At 74.9% G+C, this 21,973-nt stretch carries 17 protein-coding genes and 1 tRNA gene; 4 read left to right on the top strand and 14 right to left on the bottom strand.

The window, feature by feature from the left end:
* Positions 1–7: 7 nt before the first annotated feature.
* The 4 genes from JE024_RS11520 to JE024_RS11535 all read right to left on the bottom strand — a co-directional run bounded on the left by JE024_RS11520 (position 8) and on the right by JE024_RS11535 (position 4,698).
* Positions 8–1,297 (bottom strand): homoserine dehydrogenase, encoded by a 1,290-nt coding sequence (locus JE024_RS11520; protein WP_205376500.1) that lies wholly within the window; start codon positions 1,295–1,297, stop codon positions 8–10.
* 98 nt (positions 1,298–1,395) lie between these two features.
* A complete protein-coding gene (gene lysA, locus JE024_RS11525; RefSeq protein WP_205373495.1) occupies positions 1,396–2,787 on the bottom strand; it encodes a diaminopimelate decarboxylase in 1,392 nt (463 codons plus the stop codon).
* Between the two features lie 14 nt (positions 2,788–2,801).
* Positions 2,802–3,983, bottom strand: a complete 1,182-nt coding sequence (gene nrtL / locus JE024_RS11530; protein WP_205373496.1) for an ArgS-related anticodon-binding protein NrtL — start codon at positions 3,981–3,983, stop codon at positions 2,802–2,804.
* 103 nt (positions 3,984–4,086) lie between these two features.
* The gene (locus JE024_RS11535; protein ID WP_205373497.1) at positions 4,087–4,698 is read right to left on the bottom strand and encodes a response regulator; all 612 of its coding nucleotides are present in this window, start codon (positions 4,696–4,698) and stop codon (positions 4,087–4,089) included.
* Between the two features lie 161 nt (positions 4,699–4,859).
* Here JE024_RS11535 and JE024_RS11540 point away from each other — a divergent pair.
* The 3 genes from JE024_RS11540 to JE024_RS11550 all read left to right on the top strand — a co-directional run bounded on the left by JE024_RS11540 (position 4,860) and on the right by JE024_RS11550 (position 6,928).
* Positions 4,860–4,931: transfer RNA gene (locus JE024_RS11540), tRNA-Arg, on the top strand.
* Between the two features lie 140 nt (positions 4,932–5,071).
* Positions 5,072–5,737, top strand: coding sequence for a hypothetical protein (locus JE024_RS11545; protein ID WP_244882770.1), 666 nt, complete (start codon positions 5,072–5,074; stop codon positions 5,735–5,737).
* Between the two features lie 192 nt (positions 5,738–5,929).
* On the top strand, positions 5,930–6,928 hold the full coding sequence (locus JE024_RS11550; RefSeq protein ID WP_244882773.1) for a helix-turn-helix transcriptional regulator: 999 nt from the start codon (positions 5,930–5,932) through the stop codon (positions 6,926–6,928).
* Positions 6,929–7,122: 194 nt separating this feature from the next.
* Here JE024_RS11550 and JE024_RS11555 read toward each other — a convergent pair whose 3' ends face one another.
* Positions 7,123–7,389 (bottom strand): hypothetical protein, encoded by a 267-nt coding sequence (locus JE024_RS11555; protein WP_307840697.1) that lies wholly within the window; start codon positions 7,387–7,389, stop codon positions 7,123–7,125.
* Positions 7,386–8,735 carry an amidohydrolase gene (locus JE024_RS11560; protein ID WP_205373499.1) on the bottom strand — a complete coding sequence of 450 codons (1,350 nt, stop codon included), beginning with the start codon at positions 8,733–8,735 and terminating at the stop codon, positions 7,386–7,388. Before JE024_RS11560 ends, JE024_RS11555 begins: the two co-directional genes overlap by 4 nt.
* Before the next feature lie 337 nt (positions 8,736–9,072).
* Here JE024_RS11560 and JE024_RS11565 point away from each other — a divergent pair, with 337 nt between their 5' ends.
* The gene (locus JE024_RS11565) at positions 9,073–9,249 is read left to right on the top strand and encodes a thiazolylpeptide-type bacteriocin (RefSeq protein ID WP_015609023.1); all 177 of its coding nucleotides are present in this window, start codon (positions 9,073–9,075) and stop codon (positions 9,247–9,249) included.
* Between the two features lie 109 nt (positions 9,250–9,358).
* On the opposite strand, the gene JE024_RS11570 is transcribed toward JE024_RS11565, so the two are convergent.
* The 8 genes from JE024_RS11570 to JE024_RS11605 form a co-directional block, all read right to left on the bottom strand.
* Entirely contained in the window at positions 9,359–11,386 is a 2,028-nt protein-coding gene (locus tag JE024_RS11570) for a TOMM precursor leader peptide-binding protein (RefSeq protein ID WP_205373500.1), read from the bottom strand.
* Positions 11,383–12,138: an ABC transporter permease gene (locus JE024_RS11575; protein ID WP_205373501.1), complete on the bottom strand. Its 756-nt coding sequence runs from the start codon at positions 12,136–12,138 to the stop codon at positions 11,383–11,385. The genes JE024_RS11570 and JE024_RS11575 overlap by 4 nt, the downstream gene beginning before the upstream one ends.
* Before the next feature lie 52 nt (positions 12,139–12,190).
* Positions 12,191–13,111 carry an ABC transporter ATP-binding protein gene (locus JE024_RS11580; RefSeq protein WP_205373502.1) on the bottom strand — a complete coding sequence of 307 codons (921 nt, stop codon included), beginning with the start codon at positions 13,109–13,111 and terminating at the stop codon, positions 12,191–12,193.
* 89 nt (positions 13,112–13,200) lie between these two features.
* Positions 13,201–14,313 (bottom strand): M50 family metallopeptidase, encoded by a 1,113-nt coding sequence (locus tag JE024_RS11585; protein WP_205373503.1) that lies wholly within the window; start codon positions 14,311–14,313, stop codon positions 13,201–13,203.
* The gene (locus JE024_RS11590; protein ID WP_205373504.1) at positions 14,310–15,359 is read right to left on the bottom strand and encodes a lantibiotic dehydratase C-terminal domain-containing protein; all 1,050 of its coding nucleotides are present in this window, start codon (positions 15,357–15,359) and stop codon (positions 14,310–14,312) included. The genes JE024_RS11585 and JE024_RS11590 overlap by 4 nt, the downstream gene beginning before the upstream one ends.
* Complete coding sequence (locus JE024_RS11595; RefSeq protein ID WP_244882774.1) at positions 15,356–18,304, bottom strand: lantibiotic dehydratase; 2,949 nt, start codon at positions 18,302–18,304, stop codon at positions 15,356–15,358. Before JE024_RS11595 ends, JE024_RS11590 begins: the two co-directional genes overlap by 4 nt.
* Before the next feature lie 27 nt (positions 18,305–18,331).
* Positions 18,332–19,957 (bottom strand): SagB family peptide dehydrogenase, encoded by a 1,626-nt coding sequence (locus JE024_RS11600; RefSeq protein WP_205373505.1) that lies wholly within the window; start codon positions 19,955–19,957, stop codon positions 18,332–18,334.
* A 79-nt stretch (positions 19,958–20,036) separates the two neighbouring features.
* Positions 20,037–21,971 carry a TOMM precursor leader peptide-binding protein gene (locus JE024_RS11605; protein ID WP_205373506.1) on the bottom strand — a complete coding sequence of 645 codons (1,935 nt, stop codon included), beginning with the start codon at positions 21,969–21,971 and terminating at the stop codon, positions 20,037–20,039.
* Positions 21,972–21,973: the final 2 nt, after the last annotated feature.

Genomic DNA, 21,973 nt, shown 5'->3' on the forward strand with positions numbered 1-21,973 from the left:
GGGTCCCTTACTCCCCTTCAACACGCATGATGCTCGCGACACCGCGCACGGTGTCGAGCTTGCGCAGCGCCGCGACCGTGCCCGAGAGGGCGGCGTCGGGCGCGCGGTGGGTGACGACGACGAGCGATGCCTCGCCGTCCTTGCCTTGCTGGCGGACGGTGTCGATCGAAACGCCGTGCTCGGCGAAGACCGTCGCGACCTGGGCGAGCACGCCCGGTTTGTCGGCCACGTCGAGACTGATGTGGTACCGCGTGACCACGTCGCCCATGTGACTCACGGGCAACTGCGTGTACGCGGACTCGCCGGGCCCCGTTGCCTCGGCGAGCTTGTTGCGGCACACGGCGACCAGGTCGCCGAGGACCGCGGACGCGGTCGGCGAACCGCCCGCGCCGGGACCGTAGAACATCAGCCGGCCGGCCGCCTCCGCCTCGACGAAGACCGCGTTGTACGCCTCGCGGACGGAGGCCAGCGGGTGGCTGAGCGGAATCATCGCGGGGTGCACGCGGGCGGTCACCGACCGCCCGTCGGCCGCGCGCTCGCAGATGGCGAGCAGCTTGACGGTGCATCCCATGCGCTGCGCGGACACCATGTCGGCGGCGGTGACCTCGGTGATGCCCTCGCGGTGCACGTCGTCGAGGCGCACCCGGGTGTGGAAGGCGATCCCGGCGAGGATCGCGGCCTTCGCGGCGGCGTCGAAGCCCTCCACGTCGGCGGTGGGGTCGGCCTCCGCGTACCCGAGGGCGGTCGCCTCGTCGAGCGCCTCCGAGTAGCCGGCGCCGGAGCGCTCCATCTTGTCGAGGATGAAGTTGGTGGTGCCGTTGACGATGCCGAGGACCCGGTTGACCTTGTCGCCCGCCAGGGACTCGCGCAGCGGGCGGATCAGCGGGATGGCACCGGCGACGGCGGCCTCGAAGTAGAGGTCGCGGCCGTGCTTCTCGGCGGCCTCGTAGAGGGTCGCGCCGTCCTCGGCGAGCAGCGCCTTGTTGGCGGAGACCACGGACGCGCCGTGCTCGAAGGCGGTGGTGATGAGCGTGCGGGCCGGCTCGATGCCGCCGATGACCTCGACGACGACGTCGATGTCGCCCCGCGAGACCAGCGCGGTGGCGTCGGTGGTGACCAGCTCCGGCGCGATGCCCTCGCGCACCTTCTGGGGGCGGCGCACGGCGACCCCGGCCAGTTCCACCGGGGCCCCGATACGCGCGGCGAGGTCGTCCGCGTGCGTCGTCATGAGTCGCGCCACCTCTGAGCCGACCACACCACAGCCCAGCAGCGCCACCTTCAGCGGACGCGTACGCATCATCCGACCTCGTTTCGTTTCCTTCTACGGTTCGACCAGTCTCACCCACCGGACCGGAGTTTCTATCCCCCGTCCGGCATGCGAGACATCTATCTCAACTATCCGACATCGAGACGCAGGAGATCTTCCTCCGTCTCGCGCCGGACGATCACCCGCGCCGCACCGTCCCGCACGGCGACCACCGGCGGACGGAGCGCGTGGTTGTAGTTGCTGGCCATGGAGCGGCAGTACGCGCCGGTGGCCGGCACGGCGATCAGGTCGCCGGGCGCCAGGTCGGCGGGCAGGAACGCGTCCTTGACCACGATGTCACCACTCTCGCAGTGCTTGCCGACGACCCGGCTGAGCATCGGCTCCGCGTCGGACGTCCGCGACACCAGCGCCACGCTGTACTCGGCGTCGTAGAGCGCGGTGCGGATGTTGTCCGACATCCCGCCGTCGACGCTCACATACGTCCGCAGCCCCTCCAGCGGCTTGACCGTGCCGACCTCGTACAGCGTGAACGCCGTCGGACCGACGATCGCGCGGCCCGGCTCCACCGAGATCCGCGGCGTCCGCAGCCCGGCCGCCTCGCACTCCCGGGTGACGATCTCGCCGAGCGCCTTGGCGATCTCGTGCGGCTCGCGCGGGTCGTCGTCGGAGGTGTACGCGATGCCGAGGCCGCCGCCGAGGTCGATCTCCGGCAGCTCCACACCGTGCTCGTCGCGCACCTCGGCCAGCAGCTGCACCACCCGGCGCGCCGACACCTCGAACCCGGCCATGTCGAAGATCTGCGAGCCGATGTGCGAGTGGATGCCGATCAGCTCCAGGCTGTCCAGCCGCAGCGCCCGGCGCACCGCCTCGGCGGCCTGCCCGCCGGCCAGCGCGATGCCGAACTTCTGGTCCTCGTGCGCGGTGGCGATGAACTCGTGGGTGTGGGCCTCGACGCCGACCGTCACCCGGATCTGCACCCGCTGGCGGACGCCCGCCTCCTGGGCGACGTGCGCGACCCGCACGATCTCCTGGAACGAGTCGAGCACGATCCTGCCGACCCCGGCGCCGACCGCGCGGCGGATCTCGCCGTCCGACTTGTTGTTGCCGTGGAAGGCGATGCGCTCGGCCGGCATCCCGGCGTCGAGGGCGGTCGCCAGCTCTCCCCCGGAGCACACGTCCAGGTTGAGCCCCTCCTCCTTCAGCCAGCGCACCACCGCGCGGCTGAGGAACGCCTTGCCGGCGTAGAAGACGTCGGCGTCCTTGCCGAACGCCTCCGCCCAGGCGCGGCAGCGGGCCCGGAAGTCCGTCTCGTCGAGGAAGTACGCGGGCGTGCCGAACTCCTCGGCCAGCCGCGTCACTTCGATCCCCCCGACGGTGACGATGCCCTCGTCGTTGCGGCCGACCGTCCTCGCCCACACCTTCTCGTCGAGGGTGTTCAGGTCGGCCGGCGGCGCGCTCCAGTGGCCCTCGGGCAGGACGTCCGCGTGACGGGGACCGGCGGGGTGTGCGGATCGGCTCATCTGTCTCTCACATCTCACAGGTGTTCGGGTGCGCTGATGCCGAGCAGGGACAGGCCACCGGCGAGCACCGTCCCGGCGGCCTCGGCGAGGGCCAGCCGGGAACGGTGGGCGGCCGAGGGTTTCTCGTCCCCTGCGGGCAGCACCGTGTGCTGGAAGGCCAGCAGGGCCTCGGCCGTCGCCTCCAGATGCCTGGCGAGCCGGTCCGGCGCGCGCAGCCGGGCGGCGTCGGCGACGACCACGGGGTGGTCGGCGATCGCCTGCGTCAGCACGGGCGCGTCCACGACCTCCTCGGCCGCGGCCTCGAACCCGAGCAGCCCGGCCCCCCGCGTCAGCGCCCGCGCCCGCGCGTGGGCGTAGCGCACCTTGTACAGCGGATTGCGCTCGTGCTGCACGAGGACGTTGTGGGTACGGGGGCGGTCGTGCGCCGCGGCGGAGAGCATGGCCCAACGGGCGGCGTCCACCCCGACCTCGGCCACGAGGCCGGGAGGGGCGGGGGTGACGTGGAGGTGGGGGGCGGGTGCGTGGGGCTCGGGTGAGCGGTCCGCGGCTGGGCGCGGCTCGGCGACCCGGGGCTCGGCGGGGTTGGGCTCCGTGGGGTTGGGCTCGGCCGGGCGGGGCTCGGCGACCCGGGGCTCGGCGCCCATACGGTGGAGGACCTCGGCCCAGAGGGCGGCGCGGTCGTCGGGGGTCGGCAGCGGGTACACCCGCTGGGTCAGCCGCACGGAGGTGGCGTCGCCGACGACGGCACCGACCGCGGGCCGCCGGCCCCTCGTGCCTTGATCCGGCCGGACCACGGACGCCCCGGAGGGCTCCGCGGCCGCGACGGGCGCGTCCACGGGCCGTCCCCCCGGCATGCCGTAACCGGTCCCGGCCGCACGCACGGCCTCGACCAGGCGCTGCTGGGCGCTGCCCTCCAGGGTGACGTTCAGGAATCCGGGGCCGGTGATCTCGACCCGCTCGACGCCGGGGGCGCGGGCGATGCGCTCGCCCAGCACACCGGCCACCTCCCGGGGCGGCCGCCCGGCGGGCCCGGCGAGCCGCAGCGCGATCCCGGTCGCCCAGTCCCCGGTGCCCCCGGGCCGCGGCCGCTCCACGCGGACACTCGACGCCTCGGGGACCTCCACGGCCAGTGCGCCCTCCTCGACCGCACGGCACACGGCACGCGCGACGGTACGGGACAGCTCGGCGGGGGTCACGGGACAAGCGTATGGGAGGAAGGGGGTCCCTCCGCCAACCGGTTTCGCCATGCGGGCAGAGGCCTCGTGACCTGGGGCGCGTCAGCCGTGCGCGGGGCGGGACTCACCCGTGTGCGGGGCGGGGCGCGGGGTCGAGCCCGGCGGCACGGCCACCGCCCGGGGTGCCGCCCTCGACGGAAGGGGGCTCCTCTCCCCGCTCGCCCGGGTCCCTTTTCTCACGCTGCTCCCGCTGCTCGCGCTGGTCCCGCTGCGTCAGCCGGCGCACGACCCGGACCAGCTCGGCCGGCTCGAAGGGCTTGGCGAGGAACGCGTCGACACCGGCGGCGACGCCCGTCTCCACCTCGTACGGTGTGCAGGCACTGATGATCGCGAGCGGCAGATGCCTCGTCCGCGCGTCGGCTCTCAGGCGGGCGGCGGTGCGCAGCCCGTCGAGACGGGGCATGACGACATCGAGCGTGATGGCATCGGGCTGCACCCGGTGCACGACGTCCAGACACTCGACACCATCGGCCGCGGTCACGACCTCGAAGCCCTCCAGCTCGAGGTTGACCCTGATCAGCTGCCGAATCACCCGGTTGTCGTCGACAACGAGCACTCGGCGCGGCACGCCGGACACAACTCGAGAGTAGGTCGCACGGCCCGACGGCGTCCGGCTTTTCCCCACTTCCGACCCCTCCGGGGGACGCGGGAGCACGCCGGGGGCGCGCGGGAGCATTACCCGTGACGCAACCCCGTGCACCTGCCCGCCCGTTGCCCGCACCACGACCCTCCGGACGATCTTCACGACCCGCCCCCGAGGACTCGAAATACCTGTTCACGGAGACCCTCCACGAGCTGGTAGGGTTCTACCCGTCGCCCCGCAGCAGCGAGGCGCACGCCCCCGTAGCTCAGGGGATAGAGCAACGGCCTCCGGAGCCGTGTGCGCAGGTTCGAATCCTGCCGGGGGCACTTCGCAGGAAGTGCCCAAGACCCCGTCATCAGCGGAAACGCTGAGAACGGGGTCTTCGCGTATGCGCGGGCGGATGCCGGCATCGCTGCGCCCGCCCGCGCGAGTGCGAGGTGTCCGACGGGTGCGCTTGGATGCCCGTGTGACCGTTCATGATGTGGCCCGGCAGTTGCCCGGGATCGAGGTGCTCCGGGAGCACTGTCGGGCGATGGCTGCGCTGGAGGCCGTGCTGAGTCCCGGGTGGGAGGCTCGGTACTACTCGTTCGATCAGCGCTGGTCCGCGACGGAGTCGGTGGCCTCGATGCGGAACGGGTCCGGGGACGAATACTCCATCGTGTTCTCGCCGGCCGGGGCGTACGTCCGCGGGTTCGATCATGAGTCGCCCATGAGCCCCTACGTGGAGGACGGGCCGTGGCCGGGCGTGGTCGATGAGGTTCCCGGGGTGTTCCGGGCGTACGTGGAGGAGCCCGCTTTCTCGGACGAGGACGGGATGCCTGTCGTGACCGCGTGCCTCTGGCGGGAGGCCGGGGGCGAGGCGTGGAAGGCCGGGGAGATCGAGTTCCCGGAGCGGGCCGGCCGCGACCCGGACGGGGCGGGGCAGTTGTTCGGGCTGTTGGCGGATCGTTCGCCGGAGGCGTTCCGGCGGTGGGCCGAGGACTACTACGAGAAGCCGGTCGACCTGGAGGCCGTCAGGTATGTGTTCGCCGGGCGTCCGCTGACCGAGGAGGTCGTCACGGCGCTGAACGCGGACGTCGGACTGCCGGATCTCGCGGGCGAGTTGGCGGTGATCGGGTGGCCGGCGGGCTGACGGGACGCCAGTGGGCGGGCGGCCGGTACGGACCATTCCCCCGACTCCCCACAGTTCACCGCCGGTTCGCCCACGGAGGGCTCACGACGCCTCCCCGGGATGTCGGATGATCGTCTAATGTGGCGACGACCACAGCGGTGGCCGCGCAACCCGTACCGTCACCGTGGAACTGCGCAGGGGGGCGGTGCGGACGTGGCCGGGAACGATATGGGCGTGTTCGGGGTCACGGCACGGGAGGAAGAGCTCTACCGGCACTTCCTGCGGAACCCCGGTACCCCTGCCGACGACGTGCACCTGCTGCTGGGCACCGATCCCGACGAGACGCCCGGGTGCCTGGAACGGCTGCGGGATCTGGGGCTGTTGCAGCCGTCCGGGACGGACGGGCTGGTGACGCCGGTGGATCCGGAGCGGGCGCTGGCGCGGCTGACGGACCGGCGGCTGAACGAGCTGCACGAGGAGCTGCGGCGGGTCACCCGGGCGCGGCACGTGATCGACGGGCTCCGGGCGGAGGCCGCCGCGCGCAACGGGGCCGCCGCCGGGATCGAGCAGTTGGAAGGGCTCGCGGACATCCGCAACCGGATCGACGACCTGGCGTTCTTCGCTCGGGAGGAGATCCTTGCGGTGGAGACGTACCCGCGGCTGTCGGCGGAGAACATCGCCCGGTCCCGGCCGCTGGATCTGAGGTGTCTGCGCCGTGGCGTGCGGATCCGGAACGTGGTCGTGCGCCGCGCGCTGGAGGACGGCCCGACAGCGGCGTATCTACGCGAGTTGACCGCGCACGGGGCCGAGATCCGGGTGACCTCGGAGACGGCCGAGCGGATGCTCGTCTACGACCGGAGCACCGCGCTGGTGCCGCTGGATCCGCAGAACACCGCGCGGGGCGCGCTGCTGGCGCACAAGAGCGGGCTGGTCACCAACATCATCGCGCTCTTCGAGAAGATCTGGGACGCCGCCGAGGATCTGGCGGAGGTGCTGCGTCCGGGCCGGCCGGTGGCGGAGTCGGAGCTGACCGAGCGGGAGCGGCGGGTGCTCACGTTCATGTGCACCGGGGGGAAGGACGAGGCCGGGGCGCGGGAGTTGGCGGTCTCCGTGCGGACGTACCGGCGCTATGTGGCGGAGCTGTTGCAGGCGCTGGGGGCGAACAGCCGGGCGCAGGCGGCGCTGCTGGCCCGTGAGCGGGGCTGGATCTGAGGGGTGGGCGGGGCGGCGCGGCCGGTGGCCGCGGCGGGGGGGGGCCGCAGGGCCGGTCGGCGCCCGCTGCGGGGCCGGGTCCTACCGGTGAGGTGCGGCTGCGGGGGCGGTTCCGACGGGTGGGCGGGGCCGCAGGGCCGGTCGGCGGCTGCCGAGGCGGGTGGGCGGGCGGCGGACAGCCCGGACGGCCCGGGTCACGGCAGGGTGCGGTGGGACCAGCCGCGTAACGCGGTGTCCGTGAAGGCGGCGGAGAGCGCGTGATGAACCGCCGTGAGGCCGGTGCGGGGCCCCGGGGTGATACGGAGGCGGACGCGGTCGGCGGCGACCTCGGGCTTGCAGGTCCAGTCCGGGGGGAGCAGCCAGAGCAGGCGGAGCACGGTGGTGGGGCCGGCCGGGGCGCGGCCGTCGTGGCGGACGGCCACGACGTCGACGTGGCGGGCGTCGGTGTCCGTCGACATCATGCCGAGGCCTCCGGGCGGGTCGAGCGGGACGGGGCTTCGGGACGGGCGGGGCGGGACGGGGCCTCCGCGTGGTCCGGGTCTGACGGGGGCTGCGCGCCCTCCGGGCGGGCCCGGAGGGTGTGGAGGGCAGCGGAGGTGAGGGCCGTGATGCCGGTGGGCAGGGCGGTGCGGACGTCGGGGGCGAACTCCGGGGAGTGGTTGGGCGGGAGGGGGGCGCCCGTGGCGAGGGCCTCGCGCCAGCGGCGGGCGCCGGTGGTGCCCAGGAGCCAGTACGCGAGGGGGACGCCGCCGGCCCCGAAGTGGGCGTAGTCCTCGACGGCGCCCAGGACCGGTGCGGACATCACCCGGCCCGAACCGAGCGCCGCCGCGTGGACGCGGCGCAGGGCGGCGGTGGCGGCCGGGTCGGGGGTCAGGGCGGGCGCGCGGGAGGTCACCGTGATGTCGGGCGGGTCCTCGCTCCCGGAGGCGGCGCACTCGGCGCGGACGACGCGTTCCACGGCGGCGCGCACGCGGTCCAGGGCCCGGTCGTCCACGGCGCGCAGCGAGAGGGCGAGTTCGGCGCGGTCGGGGATGACGTTGGCCCGCTCCCCCGCCCGCAGCGATCCGACGGTGAGGACCACCTGTTCGGCGGGCGCGCACTCGCGGGAGACCACGGTCTGGAGGCGCAGCACCACGGCGGCGGCGGTGACGACCGGGTCGACGGCGAGGTGGGGGGTGCCGCCGTGGCCGCCGCGGCCGCGGACGACGACGTCCAGGGTGGTGCCGGCGGGCATCAGGGGCCCGTGTCCCGCGTGGGCGACCGCCCCGGCGGGGAGGGGGGCGGCGTGCTGGGCGAGGACGACGGCGGGGGTGCCGAACCGTTCGTAGAGCCCGTCCGCCAGCATGGCCCGCGCCCCGTCGAGGGTCTCCTCCGCGGGCTGGCCGACCAGGACGACGGTGCCCCGCCAGGTGTCGCGCGCCGCGGCGAGGGAGGCGAGGGCGCCCGCGGCGGCGGCCAGGTGCAGATCGTGGCCGCAGGCGTGCATCACCCCGGGGACGGTGCTGGCGTACGGGAGTCCGGTGCGCTCGGTGACGGGGAGGGCGTCCAGTTCGGCGCGGAGCATGACGGTGGGGCCGGGGCCGTTGGCGAGGACGCCCACGGTGCCGTGTCCCCCGCCGACCCCGCGGGTGACGGCGCACCCGTGGTCGTGGAGCCAGCCGGCCAGGCGGTCGGCGGTGCGGTGCTCGTGGCCGGAGAGTTCGGGGTGGGTGTGGAGGTCGAGGTAGAGCTCCAGCGCCGGCCTCAGGGAGGGAAGGGCGGGCGCCGGGGCGGGGGCATCGGGCGCGGTGACCGTCTCGGACTCCACGGGGTCCTCCACTTCGTCGTGCCGGTGGGTGGTGCGTCGCGGGCTTCGGGCCGGTGGTGCGGTGGGGCGGCCGTGCGGTCGTCCGGTGGGCCGGGGGCGGGGCCTTGGGCCGGTGGCGATGCACCCCCGGGGGTGGCGCGCCCCCGGCCGGTGGGTGCGCTGGTCGACAGGGTGCGGTACGGGGTGCGCACGGGGACGTCGGGCCGCTGTCAGGGGGTGACAGCGGACTGACAGCGGGCGGCGGGCCGATGTGACAGCGGCGGGCGCTGCAATGGAGTCCTCGCAAGGGAAGCGCCGCCGGACCGCCGGCGGCCCCCGGTGACCGAAGGAGAACGCCATGGCCCCGAAGACGGAGCTCGCCACCCTCGCCGACGAGATCCTGGAGCTGGAGTCGGAGACCTTCGAGATCTCGGACTACTCGGACGCGGTCGAGGTCGTCCTCGCCGGCTGCACCTCGTCCTCCTCGACGTCCACCTGCTCCAGCACCACCAGCACCACCTCCTGCAGCGCCTGATCCGGCGCCTGCGGATCGACCGTCGGCCCCTTTCCCGGGGGGAAGTCCCCGGGAAAGGGGCCGCGGCACGTCCCGGGGCCGCCCGGGGGGACGGAGCGGCCCCGGGGGCTCAGGGGAACGGATGCGGCACGGCCTTGATCTCGTCCTCGCGCAGGTCGCGGGGGTGGCGTCCGGACGTCCTCGGGGCGGTGCGCAGCCGGGGCATCAGCAGGGCGCGCTGGCGGGTCCAGCCGAAGTCGATGGGCAGCAGTCCGGGCACGGTGGTGCTGACGGTGTGCAGGCCCATCCGCCGCTGTTCGGGGGTGGTCTGGTCGACGGCGACGACGTCGTGTCCGGCGCGGACCAGGTCGTCGGTCAGCAGGCGGAGGTCGTCCATCAGGTCGCCGGTGCGGGGCCGGCGCGGGGTCCAGTCGGCGAAGGCCTCGGCGAGCGGGAGGACGGCGGACGGCTCCAGGAACTCGCGTGCGTGCACGGCCATCGCGGGCAGTCCGTAGAGCTGGGCGTGGTCCTTGAGGTGGAGCACCTTGGTGAAGTCCCCGGCCATGGCCTCCAGTTCGCCGATCCGGTCGGCGACCTGGTAGGGCAGGTGGGGGATGTAGGTGAGCACCTCGGACAGGGCGGCCTCGACGGTGGCCTCGGGGTCGAATCCGGCCGCGGCGCTGAAGGAGAGGGTGCCGGGGCCGCCGTCGCGCCGGACGGCGAGGGCGGTGACGACGGGGACGGCGAGGTCCATCCGGGTGTCGTAGGCGTGGACGTCGTAGCCGTGCAGGGCGGCCCGGTCGAGCATGGCGCGGACGGCGCGTCCCCGGCAGCCGGCGAGGTCGATCTCGGTGAGCCGGGTGCGGCCGTACCAGGCGACCAGGAAGGCGTCCCGTTCGACGAGTTCGAGCAGGCCGAAGAGGATCGCCTCGGCCAGGCTGCTGCCGGTGGCGCAGCCGTTGGAGCACTCGAAGACGAAGTTGTCGGCGTCGACGCCGGCTCCGTAGTGGGCGAGGCGGGCGGGGACGAGGAGCGGCCGGTCGTCGCGGAGCGAGTGCCCCCACACCCAGGGGATCTCCCGGTCGGGGTCGAAGGGGCTGACGAGGTGGTCGCGTTCGTAGGTCTCGGGGGCGTAGAAGCCGCAGTCTGCGGGGTCGAGGGCGGGGGTGCCGGCGGCGAGGAGGGCGCGGTGGGAGGCGGTGACGGGCGAGGTGCCGCGCCGGCGGTGGGTGCCCGCGTACCGTTCGAGCCCTTCGAGGTGGGCGAGCCGGCGGCTGGTGGCGTAGGAGTTGGCCTGGCCGCTGAAGGTGACGTCGTTGAGCCCCGCGTAGCCGCGGACGAAGTGGGTGCCGGCGACGGGGGCGGTGGTGGTGGACGCCGGGTTGATCCAGGTGTCGGAGCCGAGGGCGCCGCAGACGGGGTTGGCCAGGGCGGCGGTGGGGAGCGGGTAGGAGCCGAGGGGGCGCAGCCGGTAGCCGTCCGGGTCCGGTTTGGGGGTGGGGCCCAGGGTCATCCGGGCCGCTTCGGCGGTGTCGGGGCGTTCGGTGACGCAGGACGGGCACAGCGGCTCGGGCAGCAGCGGGAAGGTGGCGGTGGCCAGGGTGCCGAGGTCGACCCGGGTCACCCGGGGCAGGGCTCGGTCGGCGTCGGAGACGGTGGAGGGGGCCGGGCGCCCGCCGGGGAGCATCGCCTGCCAGGCGGCCCAGACGGCGTCCACCGCCCAGTCGGTGAACACGGGCCAGGCGGTGGCGCCGTGGGGCTCGTAGCCGAGTTCGAGCGCTTCGCGCTCCGAGCGGCTGCGCAGGCGCTGCCAGCGCATGGCGAGGCACTGGCCGCACGCGCCGGCGGTGCCTGCGCCGCCCCAGGGGCCGATGAGCACGGCCCGCGAGGTGAGGTGGACGGTGGCGGCGGGGCGCACGGCGGCGTACGGGTCGGGCCGGCCGAAGCCGAGGGTGTCGGTCGAGCCGAGCGGCACGACCAGCGGCGCGGGGAGAGCGCCGGGGGTGGTGTCCGGTGCGAGGAGCCCCGTGTGGCGGGCCGTCAGGGCGCGCTGGAGGTGGGCGCGGGCGGCCTCCAGCGGGGTGTCGGCGGACACCTCGGGGGCGACCTCGGGCGCGCGGGCGGCGCGGGCGGGCGGGGCGGTGGCGGTGGCGGTCATGTCCGGTCGCTCCAGCGGAAGGTCTTCAGCGCGACGGCGCCGAGGACGAGGGCGACGCCGGCGAGGACCCCGCAGGCCAGGGCGATGTCGGAGCCGGAGCCGCTGCCGGTGAGGGCGGCGGAGACGCCGTCGTTGAGGTAGTAGAGCGGCAGGGCGTGGGCGAGGTCCTGCATCCAGCCCGGCATGGCGTCGATCGGGAAGAAGGAGCCGGAGAGGAACGCCATGGGGATCATCAGGCAGTTGGCGACCGCGGCGACGGCCTCCGGGGTCTTCGCGAAGGTGCCGACGATGACGCCGACGGCGAGGAACGCGGTGATGCCGAGCACCAGCACCGGCAGGACCAGCGGCCAGCTCCCGGCGGGGGCCAGTCCGAAGAACGGCAGCATGGCCACCGCCACGAAGAGCACCGCCTGGACGACGCCGATGGCCACGGCGAGCACATAGCGGGAGGCGAGCACGGCGGGCAGCCGGACCGGGGTCATCCGGATCAGCCGGAGGATGTCGTCGCGGCGCCACTGCATGAGGACGAAGCCGATGCCGAAGACGGCGGCGTTGGCGACGCCCCAGGAGAGCACGCCGGGCGCGATGTAGTCGATGTAGGGGGCGCCGCTCTGCTCGACGTCCTTGCCGCTGAAGATCAGGCCGAAGACGACGAGGAAGAGCAGGGGGAAGGCGAAGGTGAAGAAGAGGGTGGTCCTGTCGCGGGTGTAGGCCTTGTGGCCCGCCCGGGTGAGTGCGGCGTATGCGCTCATGGCGGTGGTCTCTCCGTAGTCCGCTTGCGGTCCGGTGCCTGGGGGCGGGTGGTCAGGACGTGTTGCCGGTGAGCTGGAGGTAGACGTCCTCCAGGCTCGCGGTGAGCGTCCTTACGCCCCGCAGGCCGGCGATCTCGTCGACGGCGGCCAGCACGGGGCCGGAGTCGAGGGTCTCCAGGACGACGGTGTCCGCCTGCTCGGTGGCGGCGAGCACGCCGGGGATGGCCCGGGCGGCGTCGAGGGTGATCCGTCCGGCGGGGACGACCAGGCGGGTGGTGGTGGTGCCGTCGGCGACGAGGCGGGCGGGGGTGTCCAGGGCGCGGATGCGGCCGTCGACGACGATGGCGACCCGGTCGCAGAGCGCCTCGGCCTCGTCGAGGTGGTGGGTGGTGTAGACGATGGTGCGGCCGGCGCCCTTGAGGTCGCGGAGCACCTGCCACAGCGCGCGCCTGGCCTGCGGGTCGAGGGCGGCGGTCGGCTCGTCGAGGAAGATCAGCTCGGGTTCGTGGACGAGGGCGGAGGCGATGGCGAGGCGCTGGCGCTGGCCGCCGGAGAGGTCCTCGACGCGGACGGCGGCGTGGTCGGTGAGGCCGACGGAGGCGAGCGCCCGGTCGACGGCCTCGCGGCCGGCGCCGTAGAGCGCGGCGACGGTCTCCAGGTGCTCGCGGGCGCCGAGCCGGACGAAGAAGGCGGACGCCTGGGTCTGGACGCCGAGCCGGGGCAGCAGGCGCACGTTGCGCGGCCAGGGGCTCTGCCCGAACACGGCGACGGTGCCGGAGTCGGCCTGCCGCTGGCCCTCCATGATCTCGACGAGGGTGGTCTTGCCGGCGCCGTTGGGGCCGAGCAGGCCGAAGAACTCGCCCCGGGGGACGGTCAGCGAGATGCCGTCCACGGCCTGGACGGTCCCGTACCGCTTGCGCACGGAGTCGAGGACGATGGCCGCGGTGGGCTCCGCCGGTGGGGTGGGGGGCATGGGACTCTCCTCGGTCGCGCGGCTCGGGCCGCCGTCGGCAGGTGTGGTCACGCGGCTCGGGCCGCCGTCAGCGGGTGTGGTCACGGGGCTCATGCCGCCGTCAGCAGGTGGTGGACGAGTGCCGCGGCCGCCGCGGCGAGCAGGCCGATGACGAGCAGGGAGCCCAGCCCGTAGGCCGTGTAGGCGGTGCGGGCGCGGCGCGGGTACGAGGCGGCGGCGGGGTCGCGGCGGACCGCGAGGCGGAGGTAGGCGCGGCTGGAGGCGGCGAGTTCGGTGGCGCCGGCGAACTGCGCGGCGATCTTGTAGCCGTCGAGCGGTGGGAGCGGGACGAGCATGGACAGCGCCTGGACGGTGCCGAGGAACAGCAGCGCGGCGACGGCGTCCCGGGTGGCCGCGTCCAGCGGTGCCCAGAGCCAGAGGGCGGAGAACGGCAGCAGGAAGAGCAGGTTCGTCACGGAGCCGGCGAGGGCGGTGGCGATCCGGGCCCGCCGGGTGGGCAGGTAGAGGTAGTCGTCCACCGTGCAGTACATGATCACCATCGGCAGCCGCCAGCGCAGGCCGATCTCGGCGACGGTGCCGCCGTGGTGGCGGGCGACCACGCCGTGGGCCAGTTCGTGCAGGGCGGTGCTGAGCCACAGCAGGCAGGCGGCGGCGGTCAGCGGGACGGGCCGGGTGAAGAGGTCCAGGGCGGCGGCTGCCAGTTCGCCGACATGGAGGACGAGGACCGTCTCCATCGCGACGACGGCGGCCAGCAGCGCGGTGATCCAGGCCGGGTGCAGCAGGAAGCCCAGGGCGCGGTGGAGGCGCCCCGCGGTGGCGTCGGCGTCGGCCACCAGGCGGAGGGTGCCGCGCAGCAGGGTGCGGGGCGGTTCGGGGGCGGGCTCGGGGCGGGGCGCCGCCGGGGAGCCGTCGAGCAGCCCGCGGGTGCCGAGCATGCCGAGGAGCTGTTGCCAGTGGGCGTCGCCGAGGCGGCGTCCGTACCGTCCGGCGTACTCGTCGCCGATCTCCGCGAGGCTGCGGGTGCCGTCCATCCGGGAGATGAGGAAGGACTCCTTGTCGCCGACCTTGAAGGACTGGCCGCGGCCGGTGTCCTTGATAAGCCGGACGGTGGCGGGGCCGTGCAGCAGGACGTCGCTGACCAGGACGCCGGACCGCAGGGCGGGCCGGTACGGGGCGGGTGCCGCGGCGGGTCCGGCGCTCACGCGGACTCCCGCAGGCACCGGCCCAGCACATGGGAGAGGTACGCCTCGTCCTGGATGGTCACATGCAGCCGGTTGTTGGTCATGTGCATGTACGGAGAGAGGAGCAGGGGCAGGGCGGCGGCCGGGTCGGTGACCCGCTCGGCGCGCTCGCCGTCCCAGGAGCGGAAGACCAGGTCGCCGTCGGCCGCCAGCCGCCGCGCGCGGTCGCGCAGTTCGGCGCAGTGCTCGGCCCAGCCGGCCAGGAACGCGGGCAGCCGGCCCTCGGTGCCGCCCGCGACGGCGGCGCGGACGGCGGCGAAGCGGGCGGTCAGGCCGGGGGCCATGGCCGTCCAGTTGCGGTCGTACTCGTCGGTGCCGATGAAGCCGGTGCCGGGGAAGGCGCGGTGCCAGAAGTCGTAGTAGCTGTCCAGGTAGCCGGCGAGGTCGTCGCGGTCGGGCAGGAAGGTGCCCGACATGACCATCATGAGCTGGGCCGAGGTGCCGAGCAGGACGGTACGCAGGTGGAGGTTCTTGGTGGCGAAGGCGTCGAGCACCAGCTCGCTGGAGTACCGGAAGTGCCACTCGGCGAGCTCGATCCCGGCCGGGCCGCCGTACTTGCCGTACTCCGGCTCGTAGGGCTCGGCACTGCGCGAGTTGTTGGGGCGCAGGTTCATCCGGCCCTGCTCGTCGAGGTAGGGGGTGCGTTCGGTGCCGGGGAACTCGATCTCGAACAGGGTGTTGTAGAAGTCGTTGAGGAAGCCGGAGTCCACCTCGTACAGCGCCGGACGTTCGGCGAGGAAGCGGTCGACCGCCGCCTCCGTGCGGCGGCGCACCTCCGCCTCGGCCGCCGGGGAGGCCGGCCGCAGGCGCAGCCGGACATGGGGGCCTTCGAGCCAGTAGTTGATGAAGAACCAGTTGGCCAGCAGCCCTTCGGCCTCCAGTTCGGCGACCAGCGGGCGGACGCACTGGAGCAGCATCGGGCGGGGGTTGGCGGCGTAGAAGACGTGCGTCGCCTGCCAGGCGCCGGTGCCGGTGGCCGCGGGGGCGGCGGGTGTGGTGGTGGTCATCGGACGTGCTCCCCTCGGGGCTCGGCGGCCGGCGCGGTGGCCGGGGCCTGCGGTGTGGTCTCGACGGCGAGCTCCGCGACGTGCCGGCCACGGGCGGAGCTGACGTGCAGGTCGTCCTCGTCGGGCAGGGCCTCCCGCAGGACCACCCGGGCCTCGGGGCTCTTGACCAGCGCCTCCAGGGCGGACAGGGACAGCGGGCTGTCGAAGTCGACGTACTGGGGCTTGGCGCCGGTCGCGCCGCGCGCGCCGCTGTCCGAGACGGTGGCGAACACCCGGTCGGGCAGGCCGTGGGCGCGGCGGAAGCGGTGCCAGCCGAGGAACCACTCCGCGTCCTGCGCGCCGCCGGGCGCCTGGAGCGGCAGCGCGGTCGCCGGGGCGCTCCAGCTCCGCCGGCTGAGCACCAGGGCGCCGTGCCGCACCCGGGGCCGGGTGGTGACGCCGTCCACCGGGTCGCTCTCCGGTACGCCGCCCCAGACGTTCAGCGGGGCCATCGAGGTGGGCGAGAGCAGCAGCAGGGTGCGGGCCAGTTCGGGCAGGGCCAGCGGCACCAGATAGCCGAGGTACACGGGGACGACCTCGCGGCCGAGGCGCTCCGAGCGCAGCACCAGCCGGTCGGCCGTCTCGTCGTGCTCGATGTACAGGTCGTCCAGGCCGATGCGGAACTCCTCGGCCAGGGTGCCCTGTTCGCCGGGGCAGACGATCTCGTGCCCGGTGAGCCGGCCGTGCAGGTTGAGGTTGCTGGTGACGGGGCCGCCGGTGACCTCGGCGAACACGGCGCCGGGCGGGCACAGGGCCGCGGAGGCGTCCCGCAGCCGGTCGTCGAGGCCGTCGAAGCAGTGGGTGAAGCGGCTGAACGGGAAGGACAGGCCGCCGTAGGAGCGGTTGAGGACGACGAGCGGGTCCCCGGGGCGGTCGGCGAGCTGCACATGGTGGCTCATCGGGGCGAAGTGCGGTGCGACAGGGGTGAGTTCCTCGGCGACGGCGGTGAGGAACGCCTCGTCGACGACGATCTCGGCGGCGCCGCCGGGGCGGGACTCCCACAGGGACCGCATCCGCTCCGTAAACGTCAGCCGGGCGGTGTCCAGGGCCTTGAGCTCGGGCAGTCCGAGCCAGTTCACCTCGGGCACGTACCGGCCGTCCGCGTCGAACGCGGTGCGCTGCGCGGTGAACGACATGTACTGGTCGAAGAAGTCCTCGTGGAAGTCGTGGACCAGCTTCAGCACGTCGTCGCAGCGCCCGCCCCGGCCGTGGCGGGCGAGGAAGAACCCCTTGAGCACCAGCCGCTGGGGCAGCGTCAGGTCGAAGGCCGGCAGCACCCGCTCCACCGCGGCCAGCGGCCGGTGCGCGATCCGGTCCCAGACCTCGCGGTCCGGCGCGCCGGTGTACCCGGCGGCGGCGTCCTCGTAGAGCACGGTCTGCGGGACCCTGCCCTGCCCGGCACCCAGCTCCTCCTGGATCTCGCGCAGTTCGGTGCGCAGCGCCGCGAGGATCGCCGGCCGGTCCGCGGGGGCGGCACGGGCGAAGCGGTCGACGTGGGAGACGGGGCCGTCCAGTCGCGAGGCGAGGGTGTCCGCCCAGGGGCGTCCCACGGCCCTCAGGGAGTCCTGGAACGCCCGCAGCGGGTCGGTGTCGTGGACCTGGGTCCGCAGGCACGGGACCTGCACCATGCCGACGTCGAGCAGGGCTTCGAGATAGCGCTCGACGTCGCCGGCCCCGGCGCCGTGCTCGACGGCGAGCCAGCCGGCGAGTTCGCCGTACCGCAGGCTGCCCCGCTCCTCGAAGAGGCCGAGCAGGCGTTCCAGGGTGCCGCTGCGGCGCAGGAAGAACAGGCGGTCCTGGACGGCGTCGAAGGTGACGGCGGTGTCCTCGTCGCCCGCGGTGACCCAGCGGCGCACATAGCGGACCCGGTCGTCGTCACGGCCCCAGCCGGAGGCGAGCGCCACGGGCAGGTCGGCGCGGCGGCCCGGGTCGGCGACGACGGTGTCGGCGAGCCGGCCGAGGGCGGCGACGTTGAGCCGGGCGTGCCCCGTCCAGACGTCGCCGACCCGCAGCTCCAGCCCGCTCGGCGTCCCGGCGTCGCCGGAGGTGCCGGGGCGCCCGGCGGGGGCGGGGCCGGCGCTGCCGGTGGTCCCCGTGGCGCCGGTACTCCCGGCGTCGGCGGTCACGGCGCTCCCGGTGGCCCCCGTGCTCCCGGCGTCGGCGGTCACGGCGCTCCCGGTGGCCCCCGTGCTCCCGGCGTCGGCTGGCCCGGTGGTCCCCGTGCTCCCGGTACCCCCGGCACTCCCGGCGAAGGCCGCCCCGGCGCTCCCGGGGCCGTCGGCGGTGAGGCCGCCGACCGCGACGCCGGTGAAGGTGGAGAACGGGCTCGTCTTGCAGACCGTGCGGTACAGGTACGCCAGCAGCGACCGCTCGATCTTGCGGCCCTTCTTGTCCGGCACGGCCGCGGGATCGGCGGCCCACCTGCGCACCTGGGCGTCCAGTTGCGCGTCCAGCGCGGGCGAGGCGAGCAGCAGCGCCCGGCGCAGCCGCTCCTCCCCCGCCAGGCGGTGGAGCGCGGCCCGGCTGCGGGCGGTCTCCTCGGCGAGCACCCGGGCGCCCTCGCGCCCGTGGCGCTCCAGCTCCCCGCGGGCCTCCAGCCAGGCGCCGAGCGCGCGGCCGGCCACGGGGTCGAGGCCGCGCACCAGCGCCAGGGCGGCGTCCGCGTCCCGGGGCAGGCGGCCGTTGAACACCTCCCGGCGCAGGGCGAGCAGCCGCCGGCGGACGGCGTCGTCCTCGCTGCCCCCGATCAGCGGGTGCAGCAGGTCGCCGACGGCCTCGCCGCCGGCGCGCACCGCGTCGGCGGCGGTGACGGTCTCGTCGGCCCAGCGGCGGCTGCCGGGGCAGCGCAGCTCCCGCACGCTCGCGGCCGGCAGTCCGGCCACCCGCAGCATGAACGGTCCGGTCATCCCTCTCCCCCTCGCTCGTCCCATGGCTCAGGCGATCTCGTAGCGGAAGTCGGCGGGCCCGGGGCGCTCGTTGCCGATCAGCATGATCAGCAGCGGCGCCTCGCCCGTGCCGTCGAGGCCCAGCTCCTCGATGTACGAGATGTTGTCGAAGCCCAGGGCGACGCCGCAGCCGAGGCCGAGGGCCGACGAGGCGGTGTAGACGGCCTGGGAGACGGCCCCGACGGTGGCGTTGACCAGGCGGTAGCCGCGGTCGCCGACGGCGTCGAGGACGGCGGCGGTGCGCACGGTGGGCACCAGGACCGCGCCGGCCTGCTCCAGGTTGTAGTTGGACAGGAAGTAGTTCTTCTGGAGGAAGGCGCCGGGGCGTTCCTCCGAGATCAGCCGCAGGCCGCGGGTGCCGGGGTCGTACTCGTAGGAGCCGGGCGCCAGGCCCTCGACGTGGTTGACGAAGGCGTACAGCTTGGCCAGCCGCACGTCGTCGCCGCCGGTGTCGCCGCCGAGCCGCGCGCCGGCCGCCGCGGCGGCCAGACAGGCGGCCAACTGGTCGGCGGCGACCGGCCGCTGGGCGTCGAAGCGGCCGAAGCTGCTGCGCCGGCGGCGCAGCGCGGTGCGCACGTCCGTGTCCATGGGGCGGGCCGTGGGGAGCGGGACCTCGGGGGCGCCGGGGCGGGCGGGCGGTGCGGCCGCCGGGGCGAGCGCCCCGGGGGCGGGGCGGGCGGCGGCGTCGCGGGAGGTCGCCCGCTGCATCTCGCGCACGGCGTCGAACGCGAGGACGGTGCGGGAGCGTTCGGCGTCGGTCCGCCGCACGGAGGCGGCGGCGGGAGCGGTCCGGGCGGGGGTGCCCGTCCAGTGCAGCGGGACGACGGCGAAGACGCCCTCCTCCTCGGTGCGCACCCCGAGCAGCCGGGCCAGGCGCTCCTCGTCGAACCACATCAAGGGCGCGACGGCGAGGCCCCGGGCGCGGGCCCACATCCGCCAGGTGCCGACCACGGTGCCGATGTCCATGCTCACGGCGTGGAACGAGAAGCTGTTGTACTTGAAGGCGTTCTGCCAGTACTTGACGCCGAGGACGAGGTACTGGTCGGTGCCGGCGCCCGGCGCGTCCTCGCCGAGCGCCGCGCGGACCTCGCCGGTCACGTCGCCGGTGAGCAGCCGCTGCATCGCGTGGCGGCGGGTCGCGTAGTAGTGCACGCCGGGGGGCACGGGGCCGCTCGGGCCGGAGACCCAGTAGACGCCGACCGGGTAGAGGCCGCCGCCGGAGGCGGTGCCCCGCGACCAGTTGGCGAGCGGGTAGTCGGGCAGCGCGTGGAGGTCGGTGTTGGCCTGGACGCCGAGGCGCCGGCCGGTCAGCCCGTAGGAGTCGCGCAGCATGCCGGAGAGGGTGCCGAGGTCGAAGCGCGCGGTGCCTTCGGGCGCGCGGCCGTCGGCGGGAGCCGGGCCTCCGGGCGCGCCGCCGTCGGGGCCGTCGGCGAGGCCGAGGTCGAGGGTGGCCCCGGCGGGGTAGCCGGCGGCGGGCAGCGGGAGGGTGTCCGCACCCGGGTAGAACTTGGTCTTGCGGGGGCCGTCGGCCCAGTCGGGGACGAAGTCGGCCGGGGGCATCGGGACCCGGCCGCGCCGCATGATCGCGGCGGCGTAGTCGTGGGCGTACCCCATGGGGAGCTCCTTGGTCGCAGTCTCGGGCGGGTGCGGGTGCGGGTGCGCGGTCACGCGGGGACGGGGGCGGCCGTGCCGGTCACGGGAAGGGGTGCGGGGCGGGGTTGAAGTCCTCGGGGACGAGGTCGCGGTCACGCAGACCCGCCTCGCGCAGGGCGGTCCGCAGCCGCGGCATGCCCAGCGCGCGCTGCCGGGTCCAGCCGAAGTCGATGGGCAGCAGCCCGGGCACCAGCACGCTGACGGTGTGCAGTCCGAGCCGGCGCTGCTCGGGCATGGTCTGGTCGACCACGATCACGTCGAAGCCGGCCGCCGCCACCGCGTCGGCGCAGCGCGTCAGGTCCTCCAGCAGGTCGTCCGAGACGGGCAGCAGGGAGCCGTCGCCGTAGACGTCGGCGAGGGAGCGCTTCGGCGGGCGGGGGGCGCCCGGTTCGCCGAGCAGGAAGTGGGCGTGGTCGCCCATCTCGGGGATGCCGTACGACAGGGGGTGGTCGTGCAGCGCCTCCACCTTGTCGAAGTCGTACGCCATGGCCCGCAGGCGTTCCTCGTCGCGCTCGGTGCGGCTCTGGAGGTTGACGGAGTCGGTGGCGATCTCGCAGAGGGCGCCCGCGAGGGCCGCCTCCGGGTCGAGGCCGGCGCCCGCGCCGAAGCACATCCGGCCCGGCCCGCCGTCGGGGCGCACCGCTACGCCGGTGACCACGGGCACCGGGAAGGAGATCCGGGTGTCGAAGAACCGGGCCTCGTAGCCGTACATCTCCAGCCGGTCGACCATGTGGCGGGTCCGGCGGCTGCCGCTGGTGCGCGGGTCGATCTCGGGCAGCGGCTGCCGCCCGTACCAGGCGAGCAGGAACGCGTCCCGCTCGACGACCTCCATCAGGCCGAAGTAGGCCGCCTCGGCGAGACTCCCGCCGGAGGCGCAGCCGTTGGAGGACTCCTGGACGAAGCGGTTCTCCAGACCGGGCGCGTGATAGTACGTCAGCACCTCCGGCACCAGCACGGGCTCCCGGTCGCGCAGCGACCAGCCCCACACCCAGGGGATCTCGCGGTCGGGGGTGAAGGGGGTGACCCGGGGGTTGGCCCGGTGGAACTCCGGCGAGTACAGGCCCACCACGCGCGGGTCCAGGGCGCGCTCGCCGCGGGCGGTGAGGGCGTCCAGGCTGTCGCGCACCCCGGCCCGCTTGGCGCGCGCCCGCATGCCCGCGTACCGCTCCAGGCCCTCCAGCACCCCGATGCGCACGCTCTGCGCGAAGGTGTCGGCGTGGCCGCCCCAGAACGTCTCGCGCAGGTAGTCGCCGGAGCGCATGGAGAAGCAGCCGATGGTCGCGGACGTGGAGAGCGAGGCGACGTCCTGGACGACGGAGGGCCCGAGCGACCCGCAGACCGGGTTGGCGTACGGCTCGACGGGCAGGTCGTAGTCGGCGATGTCGCGCACCCGGAAGCTGCCCGGCCGGTGCTTGGGCGCGGGCCGCAGATCGGGGCGGGCGGACCGCGCGGTGTCCTCCTCGGCCCGGCCGCAGCGGTGGCACTCCGGGTCGGGGACCAGCGGGTAGTGGCGCACCCGCAGCGAGGCCAGGTCGACCAGGTGCACCACGGGGAACACCCGCTCGGCGGGCCCGAGTCCGGCGGACCGGGCGGCGATCAGCGCGGCGAGCGCGTCCGCCGCGAAGGGGGTGGCGTACGGGGAGTCGCCGGCGGCCCGGGTGCCCGAGCCGATCTCCAGCGCCTCGCGCAGCGCCACCGAACGCACCGCCTGCCAGCGGCGCTCCAGGCAGGTGCCGCAGGGGTCGTCGCCGCCCGGTCCGCCGGGGAACGGGCCGACGACGGCCTGCCGGCCGTAGAAGCGCACCGGCACGGAGCCGGGGGCGGCCGGCGGCCGCTCCGTGCGGAAGGCGTCGGCGACGCCGAGCGGCGCGACGTCCGCCGCGGCGGCCCCGCCGTGCGCGGCGAGCGCGGTACGCAGCCGCCCGGCCAGCTCCTCGGCGGAGCGGGCCCAGGGCGCGGCCTCGGCGACGCTCATCG

It is taken from the genome of Streptomyces zhihengii (genome assembly GCF_016919245.1).
Taxonomy (GTDB): domain Bacteria; phylum Actinomycetota; class Actinomycetes; order Streptomycetales; family Streptomycetaceae; genus Streptomyces; species Streptomyces zhihengii.